This window comes from Shewanella sp. A22 (assembly GCF_053850585.1).
This window is the reverse complement of record NZ_JBSQBN010000037.1, coordinates 1-17,386: the sequence shown is the minus strand read 5'-3', so window position 1 is coordinate 17,386 and position 17,386 is coordinate 1. Positions and strand designations below refer to the sequence as shown.

The following is a 17,386-nucleotide window of genomic DNA, read 5'->3' as shown; positions in this document are numbered from 1 at the left end:
CCTACTTTACTGTAATACCCATTGCAATAATTTACTCGTATCACTGTCCACAATTACAAACAATTCCCAAAAAAATCACGCTAACAGGTCCTACCAATTGGCAATCAAAATAAATAACTAACTGTTTAATAACTATTAAATTTATGGTCTTTATTTAATTGCAACAAAAATGATCTAAGTCACATATGAATATCGCTGCTCAAATTAAACTAAATAAACATAACTCGGGTGATGGAATGATTGGCCCGAGCTGAAATGTGGTTGTAGATGCGATGGTAAATAATCAAGATTAATCTGCATACATCACAATAAGCAAACTCCGTTTTCGCTGTTGTACCTTAATGAAGTCCTTCTCGTTCGATCCCCAAAGGCATGAAGACTTAGCCAGTAACTCAAAAAACTTAAAGGCCTTGCAATGATTGACATCACCTTAGACGGTATAACCTTATCGCTTCCTCAAGCAGACAACTTGCTAAAGGCTGCGGCCTCTGCTGGAGTGACGATTCCCAGCTTGTGTGACTTTTCCCATGATCAAGGTAAACAACACTGTAATTTATGCTTGGTGCAAATCAAAAACCATGACGGCAGCTTACGCTGTGTCCGAGCATGTGAAACACAAGTTGAAACAGGGCTAAACGTTATCACTCAATCGAGTTATTTAAGCAACGTTCGCCAAGATGCATTGAAAACCATTCTCAGTGACCATTTTGCCGATTGTGAAGCCCCCTGCCAAACCGCTTGCCCTGCCGGAGTTGACGTGCAGTCTTACCTGTATCATATCGGCAGAGGCGACCATAAAGAAGCCGTCAAGGTCATCAAAAAAACCTTACCCTTGCCTTTGTCTATTGGCCGTGTTTGCCCTGCATTTTGTGAAGCTGAGTGTCGTCGCGGGCTGGTAGATGAACCTGTGGCAATCCGTCAACTCAAACGTCATGCAGCCGATTTAGATTTGCATGATCTAGAGTCTTATACACCACCCAAAGCGCCTGCGACCAATAAGCGTGTGGCCATTATTGGCAGTGGCCCTGCGGGGTTAACCGCCGGATATTACCTGTCTAACAACGGCCACGATGTAACCATTATTGAGTCGGCGCCTAAAGCGGGTGGATGGTTGCGTTACGGCATTCCTGAATATCGATTGCCTAAAGATATTCTCGATAAAGAGATAGAACTACTTACCCGTAACGGACTTAAGATCAACACCGGCGTTGAACTGGGGCGAGACACTAATTTAACCGATTTAGTCGCCAATTATGATGCTGTTTGCCTCGCCATTGGGGCGCAAAAAGCCGTACCGATGAACTACCCTGGCAGTGATTTAAGCGGTTGTTATTTAGGCGTGGACTATTTACGCGATTACTGCACCGACAAAAAGTTTATTACTGGTAAAAAAGTGGCCGTTATTGGTGGGGGTAATACCGCTATTGATTGCGCTCGAACGGCTGTTCGCGATGGTGCTGATGTTACCCTCATTTATCGCCGCAGCCGCGATGAAATGCCAGCCGAACCCTATGAAATACACGAAGCTGAAGCAGAAGGCGTTAAGTTTTATTTTCTCACCAATCCACTCGAAAACCACAGTGATGACCAAGGTCGAGTTAAATCAGTCACGTTTGCTAAAATGGCGCTTGGTGAACCCGATGCTTCAGGCCGTCGCTCCCCCAAAGCGACGGGGGAAACCTTTGAAGAACAATTTGATACCGTGATCCCTGCGGTATCACAACAGGTGGATTTAGCCTTTTTAGACCAACCCGAAAATCAAATAGCCACGGGCCAGATAGCCCTTACCCGTTGGCATACTTTCCTTGGCTGCGAGCAAACCATGTCTGCGGGGGTGGAAAAACTATTTGTTATTGGTGACTCCCGCACAGGCCCAAGTACCGCGGTAGCCGCAGTGGCTGATGGTCGCAAAGCTGCTGAAGCCATTGAAGGGTTATTAACTGAAGGCTTAACTTGTCACTTAGAGCAAGAACAGTTTAACTCACAAAAAGCAAAAAAAACCGCCTCGTTATCGGCTGAGCTATACCCAGAGACCACTAAACGTCGTCGTTTGAAAATGCCAGAGCTAAACCAGCTAAATCGGTCACTTAACTTTGCTGAAGTAGAGCTTGGCTTCGTTCCTGATGAGGCAATGAAAGAAGCGATGCGCTGTTTAGAATGTGCTTGCCAAGCCAATACCGATTGTAAGCTACGCGACTATGCCACCGAATATAAAGTCGATGGTAAAGCACTGGATCAAACCCAAGCACGTAAGTTTAAAGTCGACAACAGTGCCCCTTTTATTACTTTTGATGCCAATCGTTGTATCAGTTGCGGAGCTTGTGTTGAGGCTTGCCACCAACAAAGTGGTCATAACGTTATTAGCTTTGAACCCAATAGCTATCAAGCACTACCCAATGCAGCAACGACAGGTATTAAGCGCAATGCGCCTCGCGTAGGCTTTACTGCGTCGATGAATGACAGCGATTGTGTTCAATGCGGTAACTGTGTTCAAGTTTGTCCTACGGGGGCGTTAGTCGATGCACGCGATAAAACCCAGGGCAGTGACAGAGTGTTAACCAAAACCTCAACAGTGTGCACATATTGCGGTGTCGGTTGCCGAGTTGAACTGCATGTAGACCAGAGTAAAAACCAGATTATGCGAGTCACTGGCGATACCCAATCACTGGTAAATGAAGGCATGTTATGTGTAAAAGGCCGTTCTGGTTTTGACTTTTTAAACAGCCCTAAGCGTTTAACAACGCCATTAATTCGTAAAAATGGTCAGTTGGAGCCCGCCAGTTGGGCGGAGGCCATAAGCTACATAACCGCGCAACTAACCCCCATAAAAAATGCCACTGGACCAAGCAAGTTTGCTGCATTGTCTTCGGCAAAATGCACCAATGAAGAAAACTATTTACTGCAAAAATTCACTCGTAGTGTCATGGGCACCAATAACATAGACCACTGTGCAAGATTGTGTCATTCATCATCCGTAGCGGGCTTATCCGATACTATTGGCGGCGGAGCGATGACCAATGATATACCGAGCATTAAAGACTCTGACGTTATTTTTATTATTGGCTCCGACACCACTACCGCTCACCCAATTATCGCATCCCATATCAAAAGAGCCGTCAGCCAACACGGCGCCCGTTTAATTATCGCCGATCCAAAGAAAACCACTATTGCAGACAGTGCCAATTTGTATGTATCCCATAAACCCGGCACAGATGTCATGCTACTGAATGCCATCATGCAACAAATTATCATTAATGATTGGCAAGATATGGAATACATTAATAACCGTATCGAAGACTATGAATTGCTCAAGCAAGAAGTAATGAAGCCCGATTACACCTTAGCTAATGCTGCAATAATCACTGGCGTAAGCGCCGAAGATATTGCCACTATGGCAAACATGATTGGCACCGCCAACAAAACCGCCTTGTATTACGCCATGGGTATTACTCAGCATACGACGGGTTATGATAATGTGGTGTCTACCTCCAACTTACAATTACTGTGTGGCAACATTGGCATTGCGGGTGGCGGAATCAATCCACTGCGCGGCCAAAGCAATGTTCAAGGTGCCTGTGACATGGGCGCGCTGCCCGACTATTATCCTGGTTACCAAAGAATTGATAACCCCATAAACAACGCTAAATTTGCTAAAGCTTGGGGCAACACTTCGTTGCCGTCGTCACCAGGACTTGCAGCAACAGAAATTATGCACGCCATTGTTAAAGACCAAGTAGATGCCTTGTATATTTTGGGTGAAAATCCGGTGTTAAGCGATCCGGACCAAGCCCATGTGATTGCAGCACTTTCCAAGGTCAAATTTATGCTTGTGCAAGATATCTTTTTAACCGAAACCGCACAGATGGCGCATGTGGTGCTGCCCGCAACCGCTTTTGCTGAAAAAGATGGTCATTTCACAAACACCGAACGTCGAGTACAGCAATTACGCGTTGCGTTAACCCCGCCAAGTGATGCGATGGTTGATTGGAAAATTATCCAAATGATCGCCAACTCACTAGACGCTAATTGGCACTACCGCAGTACTCAAGATATTTGGCAAGAAATTAACCAAGTCACCCCGCAATATCATGGTCTAACTTGGCAACGCCTTGAGCATAAAGTAGATGGTTTACAATGGCCATGCTTTGATGAAAACCATCCTGGCACCCCCATTTTGCATACCGACACATTTTTGCGCGGCAAAGGCAAAATGATGCCAGTGAGTTATCGTCTACCCGCTGAAATGCCCGACAGCGAGTATCCATTAACGCTTTCGACTGGTAGGTTATTAGAGCAATTTCATACTGGCACCATGACACGTAAAACCCCTGAACTGGATATTAAAGGCGCACCCAGAGTAATGATTTCGGTTTACGATGCTGAACAACTCGGTGTAAGCAATGGTGATATGTTAACCCTTAGCACTCGCCGTGGAAAAATAGAAATCGCTGCTTTTGTCACTAAACGGGCACAAGTAGGGGTGTTATTTTTACCCTTCCACTTTGTTGAGGCGGCAGCCAACAAGCTGACCATTAATGCATTAGACCCAATAGCCAAAATCCCAGAATATAAAGTGTGTTCAGTTAAGGCCGAAAAGTCACAACAGGCAGTAGCCTAACTGACATTATAAAAAACGCCCTAGCGCAAATGCGTTAGGGCGTTTTTATTGCAACATTTATTGGTTAGCTGCGTTTTCGATAAGCCATCACCAACAACACAATACCGGTTACTAAAAACGGCAAACTTAACCACTGGCCAGCACTTAATATTGACTCATGATAAGCAGCTTGACTGACTTTTACGCTTTCGATAGCAATACGCGCACTAAATACCGAGACTAAAAACACCCCAAAAATGGCTCCGTGTTTTTGCTTCATTTTGGTGTATTTATAAATTGCGCATAAACCGATAAAAATCAATAAATACGCGAACGACTCATACAACTGTGCAGGATGGCGCGGTAACATATCAATCCGCTTGAAGATAATCCCCCAAGCTAAGGTTGTCGGCTCCCCCAAAATCTCAGAGTTAGCAAAATTTGCCATACGCACAAAAAAGCCAAATATTGCGGTGGCAATGGCTAAGCGATCGAGTAAAAACAAAAATGGCAGCTTCACTTTGCGTTGATAATAATACAAGGCCAATATAGCGCCTAAGCCCCCACCATGGCTGGCGAGTCCGCCTTCCCAAATCGCAAATATTTTAAGCGGATGAGAAAAGTAATACCCAGGGTCATAAAAAATACAATGGGCCAAGCGTGCACCAACAATAATGCCAACAACGCAATAAATTAATAGATTATCCAACGACTCAACATCCAAGCCTTCTTTTTGGTAAATGCGCTTCATCACCTGAAAACCGGTCGCAATGGCTAACGCAAATAACGCCCCATACCAATGTACTTTTAATCCCATAAACGAAATCAACACAGGATCAAGATCCCAAACGATATGTTCCAATTTATTTACTCCAATTGATAGTCACATTATGCTAAAACAACTTTACGACAGATGATACATAGATAGCCAACAGAAGAGAAAGTTTCATTAACTAATCAACATAATGCCGTTAAATAGGTTACCATTTAGCGTTATTTACCGCTTACAAGCTGCATTGTTAGAGTTAACAGAATAATGGCCGATAAAACCGAATACCATATTGATATTACTGAGCACAGTACCGACACTATTGGCCTTTTGGCACAAGCCAGTGGCTTAGGCAAGCAAGTGTTGAAAGATGCGATGCAAAAAGGCGCTATTTGGCACAGCCATGGTAAACAAACGAATCGAATTCGACGCGCCAAAAAGCCCTTACAACCGGGCGACAAACTGCACCTGTATTACAATCAATACATCTTAGATGAACAAGTCGCGCCAGCGGAATTACTATTCGATGAAGGCGAGTACAGCATTTGGTATAAGCCATATGGTATGCGTTGCCAAGGTTCGAAGTGGAGCGATCACACCACTATTAATCGCTATGCAGAGTTGCATTTACAACCGCAACGTAATGCTTTTATTATCCACCGTCTTGACCGTGCAGCAACTGGGTTACTGATATTGGGCCACAGTAAAAAAACCACCGCGGCCATTGCTAAGCTATTTGAGTCTCGGGCGCTTGAAAAGCATTATCAAGTCATTGTTGAAGGTGAGTTTGCTCACCAAACAGTGACCATAGACACCCCTGTCGATAATAAGCCGGCCTTATCACATGCAGCAGTGCTTGCTTATCATCCACAGCTCAATCAATCCAAAGTACAAGTAAAAATAGACACGGGTCGTAAACATCAAATTCGTATTCACATGGCTAGCCTTGGTCATCCGGTGGTAGGCGACCGTTTACACGGTAATGGCGACGAGCATTCGCCCGACCTTGCACTAACGTCATGCTTTTTTCGCTTTACTTGCCCGTTAAGCAACACGATAAAAACTTTTGAGTTGCCAGAGCATTATCGTCCAGCATTTGCTGCCACTTAATCACTTGAAATGGAACCACACCATGCGTAGTCTTATTGCATTACTTTGCTTTAGTTTGAGCCAAGCTTGTATGGCGGCCAGTTTACAACTGCCCAGCAACGCCGAAACCGTATTAGTTAATGGTAAAGCCACACAACAATCAAATGTAACACTCGACTTAACGATGCCTAACGCAATTCAGCAAATCGCCTTTCGTTATCAAGCCCGTTATCGCGACAATGGCAGCCAAATTCACTTTACCTCTGACATTGTTATTTTGCGCTTTCAAGCCACCGAACAACACTACAGGTTAACATTGCCGACGATTAATTCGACCTCTCGCGCTAACCAATTTAATGCTCATCCAGCAATAACCTTAACCGACAACGCAGGTAACAAGGTTGCTTTTAATCAAGATAAATTGATGAAGTCAGGCTTACAAATTGGGCGTAATTTTGAGCAAGAGATATCACATTACAATGCCTCTGGTGCCATCGCAGCCATAACGGTTAAACCAACCGTAATACCAACACCAAACACCTTAATAACCAATACGCCAACATTTTCTGCCGAGGTAAAAGCAGAACAGGTAGATAAATCACAAGAAACCAGCCAAGCTGAAGTCAGCAGGATGCTAGATTATTGGTACCAAAAGGCCAATACCCACACCCAAGCCAAATTTAAAGCCAAAATAAATCAGTAATCATGGCGTATCGTTAGAGCAAAATTAAGTTATCTAGACCTGCTGATATCACAAAATAAATACTGCAACCATCTGCAACAATGGAATACAAACATAAGCCGACTGAGCAATATTGCGATGGTTGGCAATACCTAACTTTAGGCACAAATATCAGCAAATTGCCCATTAAGTAAACGCTGTAAATCCTGCGGGCTAATTGAAATATCTACACCCCTTTTACCTGCGCTAACATAAATGCGTTGATATTGTTGCGCCGAGGTATCGATAACCGTAAGCAAACGTTTTTTTTGCCCTAAAGGACTAACACCACCTAACACATAGCCACTTGAACGCTCTACGGCTGTAGCCTCTGCCATATGCGCTTTTTTAGCGCCTGCGGCTTTGGCAATGGATTTCATACTGAGTTTAGACGACACAGGCACAACGCCTACCACCAGCGAATGATTATCGACACTCACCACTAAGGTTTTAAATACCTGTTCTGCAGGCAACCCCAATTTTTGCGCAGCCTCTAATCCGTAAGACTCACTATTGGCGTCATGATGATATTCATGCACGTCAAAGTCTATTTTATGTTTTTTTGCCATTTCAATTGCAGGAGTCATGGTTGAACGCTCATGTGAGTTAATATGCTACCGATACTTTGTTCGGTTGATAAAAATGCAGATATCGTAAACAAACATAAGTCACCACACCAGTGGCAACCAGTAATTCAAATTCAGCTAATGTATGGATTTGCTGCACGTATTCGGCTGCAACACCAACGCTTTCCATCCAAACAGACATTTTAAATAATGCCGTCGCCCCGATGACCATTGGGAACGTAAACGCAGCATAACCAGGACTAAAAGGTAAACGCAATAGCCTAAAAAATGACACATAAATAATCGAGGTCATCAACACCCCAATGCCAAATAATAAGCCAACGATAACGGGTGACGGTTGCTGGATAATGGTTAGGTAACCTGCCAACGATAAACTGGCTGGTGCAGCTAAAATGGCGAGTGTCGGTTTTGCCGCATCAGGAATTTCATCAGCAAAAATAAGACGATAAATCATCATAGGTAACATAACAGCATAACTTACCATCCCTAAAATAAGCGCCGCATGAGCAACCCACATAAGATGAGCATTACCAGAAAATGACACATCAGCCACCACAATACCAATGGGCGGAATAAACCAACTTGGTACCATGTGATTTAACGAAAACAGTTGGCAGCGATGATAAATAAAGCCAACCAAAAAGCTAATATGGAGAAATACAGCAAAAGACCATAATAAATCTCCCGCAACAGGCGATACATAACCAAGCGAATGAGACACCACCATCAATGCCATCGCAAAGGTTGGTACCACACTACCCACCACAGGATGTGCTACATCTTGGCGTAATAAGTGAGTATGAAATAGAAATTTAACAGCTAATACCATTAATAATACGCTGGCAATAGCGGCACTAATCCATTGACCATAATGATGAAAATCAACAAGATTTTCCCAACTCCAGCCTAAACTAGCAATACCTAACGCAAGGCCCGCCATTGGGGTTGGAGCCATCTCGACTGTTTGCTTTATTGCCCGAATCATTACAACCTCAAACTCATCAACAAGCGAATAAACGCATTTTACGCTTGCTGTTTGTTTATAAATATCCAATTATACGAAACACACGTTCAGAAAAACTAAACAATAGAGCACCGACAAATCTTTCAACAACTGAGCCAACTAGATGAATATTTCACTTAAACAACTTAATGTGTTTATCAGTATTACTCAGCACAACACCTTGACCGCAGCGGCAGAAGCAATTTGTCTGTCTAAAGCAGCTGTGAGCATGGCACTGGCAGAATTAGAAAAACAGCTCGGTCATCCATTGTTTGACCGAGTCAATAATCGCTTAATCCTTAATCAAGAAGGACACAAGCTATTACCGCTTGCTGATGAGCTGCTTAGTAGAGCAAATAATATCAATCAATTATTTGATGCAGAACACGCTTTTGAAGGTCAATTAAAAATTGGCGCCAGTGATACGATAGGAAATCATGTTGTACCAGGGTTATTGAGTCAGTTTCGTCACCAACATCAACACTTTTCCCAGAGTGTGTTTATTTCAAATTCACGGTTAATCTGCCAAAAGCTGCTGGATTACGAGTTAGACATTGGCTTAATTGAGGGGAACACGCCTCATTCTGGTCTTATCGCAACGCCCTTTAGTCATGACGACATGTGCATTATTGCTGCGCCAGAGCAGCCTTTTTGTCATATGAAGAAACTGCACATTAGCGATTTATCACCGAGCGACTGGATACTGCGAGAGGCAGGGTCGGGGTCGCGAGAGTTCTTTTTGCGCACCCTTGCACCGCATATTGAGACTTGGCATGAAGTGTTTGAGCTTAATACTACTGAAGCATTAATTAATAGTGTGGCGGCGGGTATTGGTTTAGGCTGTTTATCGACGTTAGCGGCTCAATATGCTGTAAGCGATGGACGAGTTACTCAACTCGCTCCGCTTATCAAGGGTGATAACATCAAAATGCAGCGACCGTTTTGGTTGGTGGTTCACAAAGATAAATATCACAGCCCGCTGCTGAAAAGCTTTATTGAATTTTGTCATCAATGGGATAATTGATAAAACGATTCTTTTATGGGTTCTCGTTCTGCTATTTATGGCCTGCGGCCACTAACGCTTAAGATCGCAAGGTCCCCCTGCACGGGCCAAATACATTGGACATTCCAGACATTCTTCTCTGTCATTCCGGTCGCCATTTTCCGTCGTTCCGGTAATGCTTGTGGGCCGGAATCCAGCTCTGTTCTTTGGTTTTAGCCTTGGCTATGGCCTGATACAAATTCAACCATTATTAGCTAACTACCTATGCACCGGATAAAGCATGAAAAACAGGCCGTTTAGGCCTGTTTCGATTAATCAGCACACTTAATTCAATTTAGTAAGCAACGCTAATACGCTGATTAATATGCTTAGCACTTTCGGCTTCATCAAGCATGGCTTTGGCATAATCCACTACTGATACTCGGCTTTGGCCTTGTGCATCGGTAAAAAATTCATCACCGCCTAAACGGTATGGGCCTTCTGACTCGCCAGGAAAAATATTCGCTGCTGGGCTAACATAAGTCCACTCTATAGCAGAATGTGTATCACGGAACACGGCCAGAGCTTCACCCTGAGCGATAGCTTCAGCTTTATAATCTTCAGGAAATTCTGGTGTTGACACTAATGTCACGCCTGGTGCAACGTCTAAGCTACCTGCACCACCCACCCATAACAAACGTGGTGCGCCGGCTTGAGGCAAGTATTGTAATAATTGCTTAGCCGTTTGTGCTACGACTTGATGATTTTGTGCCGCGCGGCCACCGATTGAAGTGATCACCACATCAACATCAGCAAATGCGCTTGCAACGGCATCACTTGTCATCGTGGTTAAATCAAGTGTACGAACGGCCACATTTTGGCTCACTTTACTTTTGTCGCGCACGACGGCTACCACGTCATGACCACGGCTGATCGCTTCTTGCATGATAGTGCCACCAATCCAACCTGTTGCGCCTAATACTGCTATTTTCATTTTGTGTCTCGCTCTATTAATAAACAATGGAGCAAGTTTAGTGGGTATTTTTTTAGAGATAAATAGCGATTATTGCGCTTAATTGTTTCAACTTGGGATACAATAACAACTTCAATATTTGCCTGACGTTCAACACTCAGCCTAGAGGCTCCATTAGTAGGCGTATGGAACAAGCATGACCTTAGCTAATCTTTGGTCATATTTTACGATAGGATAAAATAATGGATAAAATTTCTGCCATGCGCAGCTTTGTCGAAGTGGCAAGCTGTAATAGTTTTACTCAAGCTGCTGAGCAATTGGGCTTAAGCCGACTGCAAGTCTCTCGGCACATAAAAGAGTTGGAACAATGGTTAGCATTACGCTTGTTGCATCGCACTACCCGCCAAGTCAGTTTAACCTTACAAGGCGAGGAGACACTGAATTATTGCCAGCGAATTTTAAGCGAAGTCACCGCCATGGAAAGCCGCGCCCACAGCCATAATAGTGAATTAGTAGGCAGTATTCGTATCGCCTCACCTATCGGTCTTGGTCAACATAAACTCTATGATGTGGTTGATGCATTTTGCCAACTGCACCCCAACGTTAATATTCAACTGGTGCTTTCTGACAATGTGTCGCAATTGGTCAATGACCGAGTTGATATCGCTCTGCGTTACACCCATCAACCCGATGAGTCTTTGATTGCTAGACGATTAATACATATTGATAATGTGCTGTGTGCCGCACCCGCTTATTTAGCCCAAGCAGCCACCATAAAAGAACCCGCTGATTTATTGCAGCACAATTGTTTACACCACTCTAGCCATTCACGCTGGGACTTAGTGAGTGGTGACCAACATTACCAAATTGATATTAAAGGCAATTTACAAGCGAACGACATGATAGTACTGATTAATGCAGCCTGTCGTGGTAATGGCATCGTTTGTTTACCGACAGATTTAGCTAATCATTATCTTGAAAGCGGTGAACTTGTTGAAGTGTTGCCCCATATTACAGCACCCGGAAAAACCTTATGGGCAGTGTATTTGTCTCGCAGCTACCAACAAACAGTAGTGCGAGCCTTTATCGACTTTACCGCTGCTACATGGCAGCAAGATATCAAAAAATGGCAGCCATCAAAGGGCAAAACTTAAGAGGTGGCTATCTGCTGTAATAATTGTAATAGCGCTTTAGGTTGATCAAGACTCGCATCATGACCACAATCGTCGATGCTATGTCGTTGAGTTTGGTAAAAAGCAGCTAAATGGTCACTGCATTTAGGGTGAGCTAACCGATCTTGAGACGCCACAATAACACTAACCTTAACCCCTAATAGTTGCGGGCAATGAAAACGGGCGCACGCATAAAGTTGTCGCAACCCATTGAACAACGACGTATGTTGTTGCAATCTTAATTCACTCCAAGCTTGTGACACGTCGCCATGATGTCGTTTATGGCGACTGGTATAGTTTAATACTATCGCTTCAATAATATGGACATCTGGTTTGTCACGCCTATTGAGAACAGCGTCAAATAAAGCGGCCCAAAGAGCTTGAACGCTGCATGCCAATAAGGGTAAAAACTGAAACCGCCTATACCAAGGTGAAATGTTTGCAGCGCTACTATTAATGATCACCACTCGCTTAACACTTTGAGGTCGATAAGCAGCCATTTGTAGTGCCAACATTCCACCCATTGATAACCCCACCAGCATTAACGGTGAGTTCAACTCAGGTGACTTAAGCATTGCGGCATCTATTTGTTGCCATACGGCATCACAATACAAGTCTATCGACAACGGACTGACCTGCTGTGCCAAACGCCCATTACCCGGTAAATCGACACAAATAAGGTTGATGCCCTGTTGCTGTATAAGCTGATCAAAACCATACCAATGACGGCTATCACGCATTAATCCCCGCAGTAACACCCAAGTGGTCATTATTTATCCTCGCGGTGTCCAAAATCGATTGGCTTGTTGGGTCAATTGAGTCAGTTGAGTTGGTTTAATTTGTTCAATAACTTGCGCATACGCTGCATCAATCAAGAACTGCATAAGCACCACATGTCGTCGTAAAATTCGCTGATGACGATGACTTTTTTGCGGATTAAAATACCCAGGGAAGTTAAACAACTGACGTGGATTTTTACGCACCCAAGCCCATGATCCCATTTCTAAGGTTAACGGAATAAACGGTTTCTCATTCACATTACTTGCCACTAAATAATCCCAAATATCACCATGCGTGCGATAGAAATGGCTTTGTGGTGCTAATCGATAATGACCATGGTGAGGGTAGCCTTTCTCAAATAGTTGCATTAAATGATAGATATAGCCTATACCATCAAATGGCCGCCGAGTATGAGCATGAGGAAACCACACATGATCGAGCAAGCCAAAACCGGAATGAGCATCTAATGCAATTATACTGGTACTTTCGCTCTGTAATTGCTGCACATAGTTAACCAGGGACTGGGTTTCAGGCTCCATACCGTTTACACCACGATACCAAGGCAAGCGCGGTGATAACCGCTGCCCTCCGACCAAAAATGTTACTTCTTCATCGGACTCAATTGGCGCATTACGCATTAAATCGACATTATTACCATTTCCTCGGCTACCACGTAAAAAACCTACAGGATTAACCACAGGTACAAAAGCGAGCCGCACATGCTTGAGTAATTGTTGCAAATGCACATCCCAAGGTAACCGATTAACTAAGCTCGCTAAAAAAGCCAATACCACTTGTGCACCAATACGCTCAACGCCATGCACCCCTCCAACAAACAGCACTGTAGGACAAGTTTGTTGTTGCTGCCCCAACTCGATGGCGGTGACAGACAGTTTTTCACCTCGATAATACAAGTCAACCAATGACCGATGACGAAATTGGTGCTGATGCTGCGCAATTAAGCGTTTTAATGTGTCTATCTCAAACGAATGTTCAAATGAAAACTTACCCATCTGCCACTTTTTATTGTCTCTAAATGATCTGATTACGTTAACCAAAAGATAAGACAAGTTAATGACAACAAATTGAAATCACTAAACAACACATCACTTAACAATGTTCACACAAACCAAACAAATCAATATAGATCAAATATTTAGAAATCAGTTATTGGCTTTGGTGATGCCTCTCACATTCGCCCCTCTGCTGAACTTTTATCATTATTAGCAGGAAATAAAACAATATAGGTATCCTCTATGAGTACAATTGAATCAATCACCTTAATGCTAGCCTTGGTATATAGCACAAGCTTACTATACTGGAGTGGCAAAAAATGGGGCGCATTGGTCAGCGGGGCATTATTGCTCGGCTCAACCTTAGCCAGCTTTTTCTGGCCACTATTGCTTATTTTACTGGGCGCGGTATTAGTTATTACCGCGCTAGGTCAATACCAACCAGCCTTTGCTAATGCAGAAGGCAGACCCAATAAAATACGTGAGATTTGCCAGCATTTTTTTGCTCTTTCCATGTTGTTAGTTGGGGTGCAATATGCCATCAACGCAGGTTTATTGTATGCGGGAAAAGTACCTTGGTTAATGCGCCCCGATGTTGGCGATGCATTTTTACCTCTTGCCGGCGGCATTGAACTTAAAGCCATTTTAACCTTAGGGTTATGGGACCAAAATCATCCAGCGGCTGTGGTGATGTTATGCGTAGTCCTGTTAACGGGCCTAATTTGCAAACGGGCTTTTTGTGGTTGGGCTTGCCCACTAGGATTAGCAGGCGAATATCTTTATAAACTCAGAAAACGTTTTATTCGCGCCGAATACCTCCCTCCAGCATGGATAGATTGGCCACTAAGAATGGTTAAATATTTATTACTATTAGCCATGCTGTCTTTGGTTATTAGAATGTCATCAACAAGCATTTCATATTACCTAACGGGAAATTATCACAAAGTATCAGACTTAAAAATGGCAGTGTTTTTTATGATGCCATCAATAACGGCCTTAATCGGTTTTGGTGTGATATTTGCGCTAGCGGCTTGGCGACGTCAAGGTTTTTGCCGTTATATTTGCCCTTATGGTGCTCTATTAGGCATTGTCAGCTTTTTAAGTCCATTTAAAATTCGTCGCGATACTCAACATTGCTTAATTGAATCTAAAGGCATGAGTTGTGATAAATGCACCCGAGCCTGCCCTGCTAATATATCAGTGCATACTCAACTGAATATCCACTCAGACGAGTGCCAAGCGTGTATGCGTTGTGTGTCTGCATGCCCTAAAAAAGAAGCGCTGCAATTTAGTACTCGTAATGGAAAATCATTGTCAGCTCGAGGATTAATTATCCTGCTATTTACCATTATGTTTATGTTGCCGCTGTTTGCCTATGTAGGCGGATACTGGCACAGCCAAACCCCTGACGATATAAAGATGGAATTGATACAAAAATTGGATCGTATCGGCCATTAATACCATTTCTATTCATTATGCGGTCAATCAGGTAATGATTAAATGAGTAATACCAATCTCATTAAATATCTGGTCAGTTCACATATTTAATAGGATTGGTATAACAAAAAGGGCTGCATTAATGCAGCCCTTTGATTATTAACACAGTAACAAATTAAACAACAGGTGCAGCTTTACGCTTATTATGCGCAATAATCAGTGCAATAAGGCATATTACACCAACAGCTATACCCACTGGTTGGCTCAGCTCTTGCGGTAAACCAAAACCAATACCTGCCGTCATGATGTACGACACGGTAACACAAGTACCAATAGTGGCCGGTATACTAACAATCCAATGGAAAGTACCACGATTAAATAAGTACTTGGTTGCAAGCCACAATACACTGGTAGAGAGCAACATATTTGAAAATGCAAAATAACGCCAGATTAGAGTGAAATCAATCTTAGTCATAAAATAAGCAATTATTAGAATAGGAATCGCAACAAATAAACGGTTTCTAATACTTTGAGGGATCTTGAAAGCATCGATAATCGTTAAGCGCAATGCTCTAAATGCTGTATCACCTGAAGTAATAGGGAAAACAGCAACAGCGATAATCGCCATAATACCACCAGCAGCACCTAAGTAAGTGGTCGCCACTTGGTTAACAACCATACCTGGACCACCGATATCGAGAATACTTTTCAGTTCGACATAACCACCAGGGAAAGCCGCGATACCCGCTGTAGCCCAAACACATGCCACAATACCTTCAGCAACCATTGCACCGTAGTACACTGGGCGAACGTATTTTTCGTTAGTTAAACAACGCGCCATAATAGGTGCTTGCGTTGAATGGAATCCGCTGATCGCACCGCAAGTAATCGTAATAAACAGCAATGGCCATACAGGCAACCCGCTTGGATTAGGTTCCAATAGTTCATTGTTGTAGTGACTGTGATCGAAATAAGCAAAGATACCATCGATTGTCGGTAATTGCGGAGCATGGATTAATAACGCAACAGCGATTGATGTTGTCATTACAATCATTAATAAACCAAATAGTGGATAAAGTTTAGTAATGATTTTATCAATCGGTAATAAGGTTGCTAAGAAGTAATAACCTAAAATAACCAATACCCAAAAAGTATTGTTACTCAAAACAGTATCTTTAAAATAATCTAAGTTACTCAACAGTCCCGCGGGGCTCATAATAAATACAACACCCACAAAAAATAGCAACATGGCGGTAAATATCAACATGGCACCTTTAAAGTACACATTGAAATAATGCCCTGCAATTTCAGGTAAGCTTTTACCGTCTTCTTTGATACTCATTACACCAGAGAAGTAATCGTGAACGGCACCACCCAGTACATTACCAATAACAATCCAAACCAACGCAACAGGGCCATAAAGCGCACCTAAAATGGGTCCAAAAATTGGTCCTACACCAGCAATATTGAGAAATTGGATTAAGAACGCTTTAACCGGGTGAACGGGTACATAGTCAACGCCGTCATCGAATCGTGCTTGTGGGGTTTTTATACTCGAGTCGATACCCGCTTGCCGCTCCACGAACGGACTGTAAAACTTGAACCCGAGCACTAGCACCCCGAGACAAATGAAGAAAATCAGCATATTATTATCATCCATTGTTTATAGGAATATATTCAACGCTGAGTGTGTTTCAGTTAGCTTTATAGGTCAAGTAACGGGATGTTATACCAAAGTAGGGATTGCTATCATTCATTTTTCGTGCATATATACTCACGTTGTCGATAATCGTTAACCCTGCGATAGCCTTACTCATTGTAATTAAAAATATTATTTCTAATGCCCATACATCAAAAAAATGTCGAAAACTTATCACTTATAATTTATTTATAATGGGTAAATTTACACATACCCATATAATTATTAAGGGTATTCGTGCTAAGTCATTAAACTCGACTTAAACAATTCAAACGGCTAATGTCCGTTATTGTTCGCAGTGTCGATGGAGGCAAGATAAACAGATTGTTTTACAATAAGGCGCTAGTTTATACCAGACACTTTATTCCATAATGGATTATTAAAAATGATAAAACCCCACCGGCTTGTACGGGTGAGGTTTTATCAGTGTAAAGGCAATAATACCAATCCTATTAAATATGTGATCTTTCAGCGGGAGTTCAAAGTGCTGTAGGCAAGGCAGATGATTGAAGCGAATAGTGATCCTCGGTAACAAGCTCCTGCGTTACTCTACCTCCAGCATCT

At 42.9% G+C, this 17,386-nt stretch carries 13 protein-coding genes; 6 read left to right on the top strand and 7 right to left on the bottom strand.

The genetic code is table 11. The features are described from left to right. The first annotated feature begins 415 nt into the window (after nucleotides 1–415). Nucleotides 416–4,618 (top strand): formate dehydrogenase subunit alpha, encoded by a 4,203-nt coding sequence (gene fdhF / locus ACWXWT_RS08965; protein ID WP_456041246.1) that lies wholly within the window; start codon nucleotides 416–418, stop codon nucleotides 4,616–4,618. 64 nt (nucleotides 4,619–4,682) lie between these two features. Here fdhF and lgt read toward each other — a convergent pair whose 3' ends face one another. Beyond that, nucleotides 4,683–5,459 (bottom strand): prolipoprotein diacylglyceryl transferase, encoded by a 777-nt coding sequence (lgt, locus tag ACWXWT_RS08960; protein WP_456041245.1) that lies wholly within the window; start codon nucleotides 5,457–5,459, stop codon nucleotides 4,683–4,685. Between the two features lie 174 nt (nucleotides 5,460–5,633). On the opposite strand from lgt, the gene ACWXWT_RS08955 reads away from it, so the two are divergent. Continuing rightward, entirely contained in the window at nucleotides 5,634–6,476 is an 843-nt protein-coding gene (locus tag ACWXWT_RS08955) for a pseudouridine synthase family protein (RefSeq protein WP_456041244.1), read from the top strand. 22 nt (nucleotides 6,477–6,498) lie between these two features. After that, complete coding sequence (locus tag ACWXWT_RS08950) at nucleotides 6,499–7,158, top strand: YccT family protein (RefSeq protein WP_456041243.1); 660 nt, start codon at nucleotides 6,499–6,501, stop codon at nucleotides 7,156–7,158. A gap of 137 nt (nucleotides 7,159–7,295) precedes the next feature. Here ACWXWT_RS08950 and ybaK read toward each other — a convergent pair whose 3' ends face one another. Then, nucleotides 7,296–7,763 carry a Cys-tRNA(Pro) deacylase gene (gene ybaK, locus ACWXWT_RS08945; RefSeq protein ID WP_456041242.1) on the bottom strand — a complete coding sequence of 156 codons (468 nt, stop codon included), beginning with the start codon at nucleotides 7,761–7,763 and terminating at the stop codon, nucleotides 7,296–7,298. A 19-nt stretch (nucleotides 7,764–7,782) separates the two neighbouring features. After that, entirely contained in the window at nucleotides 7,783–8,748 is a 966-nt protein-coding gene (locus ACWXWT_RS08940) for a TDT family transporter (RefSeq protein ID WP_456041241.1), read from the bottom strand. Between the two features lie 142 nt (nucleotides 8,749–8,890). Here ACWXWT_RS08940 and ACWXWT_RS08935 point away from each other — a divergent pair, with 142 nt between their 5' ends. Further along, nucleotides 8,891–9,790 carry a LysR substrate-binding domain-containing protein gene (locus ACWXWT_RS08935; RefSeq protein WP_456041240.1) on the top strand — a complete coding sequence of 300 codons (900 nt, stop codon included), beginning with the start codon at nucleotides 8,891–8,893 and terminating at the stop codon, nucleotides 9,788–9,790. 313 nt (nucleotides 9,791–10,103) lie between these two features. Here the strand turns inward: ACWXWT_RS08935 and ACWXWT_RS08930 are convergent, their stop codons facing one another. Further along, a complete protein-coding gene (locus ACWXWT_RS08930) occupies nucleotides 10,104–10,742 on the bottom strand; it encodes an NAD(P)-dependent oxidoreductase (RefSeq protein ID WP_456041239.1) in 639 nt (212 codons plus the stop codon). A 221-nt stretch (nucleotides 10,743–10,963) separates the two neighbouring features. Between ACWXWT_RS08930 and ACWXWT_RS08925 the strand changes: the two genes are divergently transcribed. After that, the gene (locus ACWXWT_RS08925) at nucleotides 10,964–11,875 is read left to right on the top strand and encodes a LysR family transcriptional regulator (protein WP_456041238.1); all 912 of its coding nucleotides are present in this window, start codon (nucleotides 10,964–10,966) and stop codon (nucleotides 11,873–11,875) included. Here the strand turns inward: ACWXWT_RS08925 and ACWXWT_RS08920 are convergent. Together ACWXWT_RS08920 and ACWXWT_RS08915 are read right to left on the bottom strand one after the other, a co-directional pair. After that, on the bottom strand, nucleotides 11,872–12,663 hold the full coding sequence (locus tag ACWXWT_RS08920; RefSeq protein ID WP_456041237.1) for an alpha/beta fold hydrolase: 792 nt from the start codon (nucleotides 12,661–12,663) through the stop codon (nucleotides 11,872–11,874). The two genes, ACWXWT_RS08925 and ACWXWT_RS08920, sit on opposite strands and share 4 nt — an antisense overlap. Nucleotides 12,664–12,666: 3 nt before the next feature. Beyond that, nucleotides 12,667–13,686, bottom strand: coding sequence for a DUF2817 domain-containing protein (locus ACWXWT_RS08915; protein ID WP_456041236.1), 1,020 nt, complete (start codon nucleotides 13,684–13,686; stop codon nucleotides 12,667–12,669). Between the two features lie 243 nt (nucleotides 13,687–13,929). Here ACWXWT_RS08915 and ACWXWT_RS08910 point away from each other — a divergent pair, with 243 nt between their 5' ends. Further along, nucleotides 13,930–15,144, top strand: a complete 1,215-nt coding sequence (locus ACWXWT_RS08910) for a 4Fe-4S binding protein (protein ID WP_456041235.1) — start codon at nucleotides 13,930–13,932, stop codon at nucleotides 15,142–15,144. A gap of 154 nt (nucleotides 15,145–15,298) precedes the next feature. Here ACWXWT_RS08910 and ACWXWT_RS08905 read toward each other — a convergent pair whose 3' ends face one another. Beyond that, on the bottom strand, nucleotides 15,299–16,768 hold the full coding sequence (locus ACWXWT_RS08905; RefSeq protein ID WP_456041234.1) for a carbon starvation CstA family protein: 1,470 nt from the start codon (nucleotides 16,766–16,768) through the stop codon (nucleotides 15,299–15,301). Nucleotides 16,769–17,386 lie beyond the last annotated feature (618 nt).

Coding starts and splice junctions, on each gene's coding strand:
- ACWXWT_RS08955 (WP_456041244.1), top strand. CDS start 5,634: ATGGCCGATAAAACCGAATACCATATTGATATTACTGAGCACAGTACC.
- ACWXWT_RS08950 (WP_456041243.1), top strand. CDS start 6,499: ATGCGTAGTCTTATTGCATTACTTTGCTTTAGTTTGAGCCAAGCTTGT.
- ACWXWT_RS08935 (WP_456041240.1), top strand. CDS start 8,891: ATGAATATTTCACTTAAACAACTTAATGTGTTTATCAGTATTACTCAG.
- ACWXWT_RS08930 (WP_456041239.1), bottom strand. CDS start 10,742: ATGAAAATAGCAGTATTAGGCGCAACAGGTTGGATTGGTGGCACTATC.
- ACWXWT_RS08925 (WP_456041238.1), top strand. CDS start 10,964: ATGGATAAAATTTCTGCCATGCGCAGCTTTGTCGAAGTGGCAAGCTGT.
- fdhF (WP_456041246.1), top strand. CDS start 416: ATGATTGACATCACCTTAGACGGTATAACCTTATCGCTTCCTCAAGCA.
- ACWXWT_RS08940 (WP_456041241.1), bottom strand. CDS start 8,748: ATGATTCGGGCAATAAAGCAAACAGTCGAGATGGCTCCAACCCCAATG.
- ACWXWT_RS08915 (WP_456041236.1), bottom strand. CDS start 13,686: ATGGGTAAGTTTTCATTTGAACATTCGTTTGAGATAGACACATTAAAA.
- ACWXWT_RS08905 (WP_456041234.1), bottom strand. CDS start 16,768: ATGCTGATTTTCTTCATTTGTCTCGGGGTGCTAGTGCTCGGGTTCAAG.
- ACWXWT_RS08910 (WP_456041235.1), top strand. CDS start 13,930: ATGAGTACAATTGAATCAATCACCTTAATGCTAGCCTTGGTATATAGC.
- ACWXWT_RS08920 (WP_456041237.1), bottom strand. CDS start 12,663: ATGACCACTTGGGTGTTACTGCGGGGATTAATGCGTGATAGCCGTCAT.
- ybaK (WP_456041242.1), bottom strand. CDS start 7,763: ATGACTCCTGCAATTGAAATGGCAAAAAAACATAAAATAGACTTTGAC.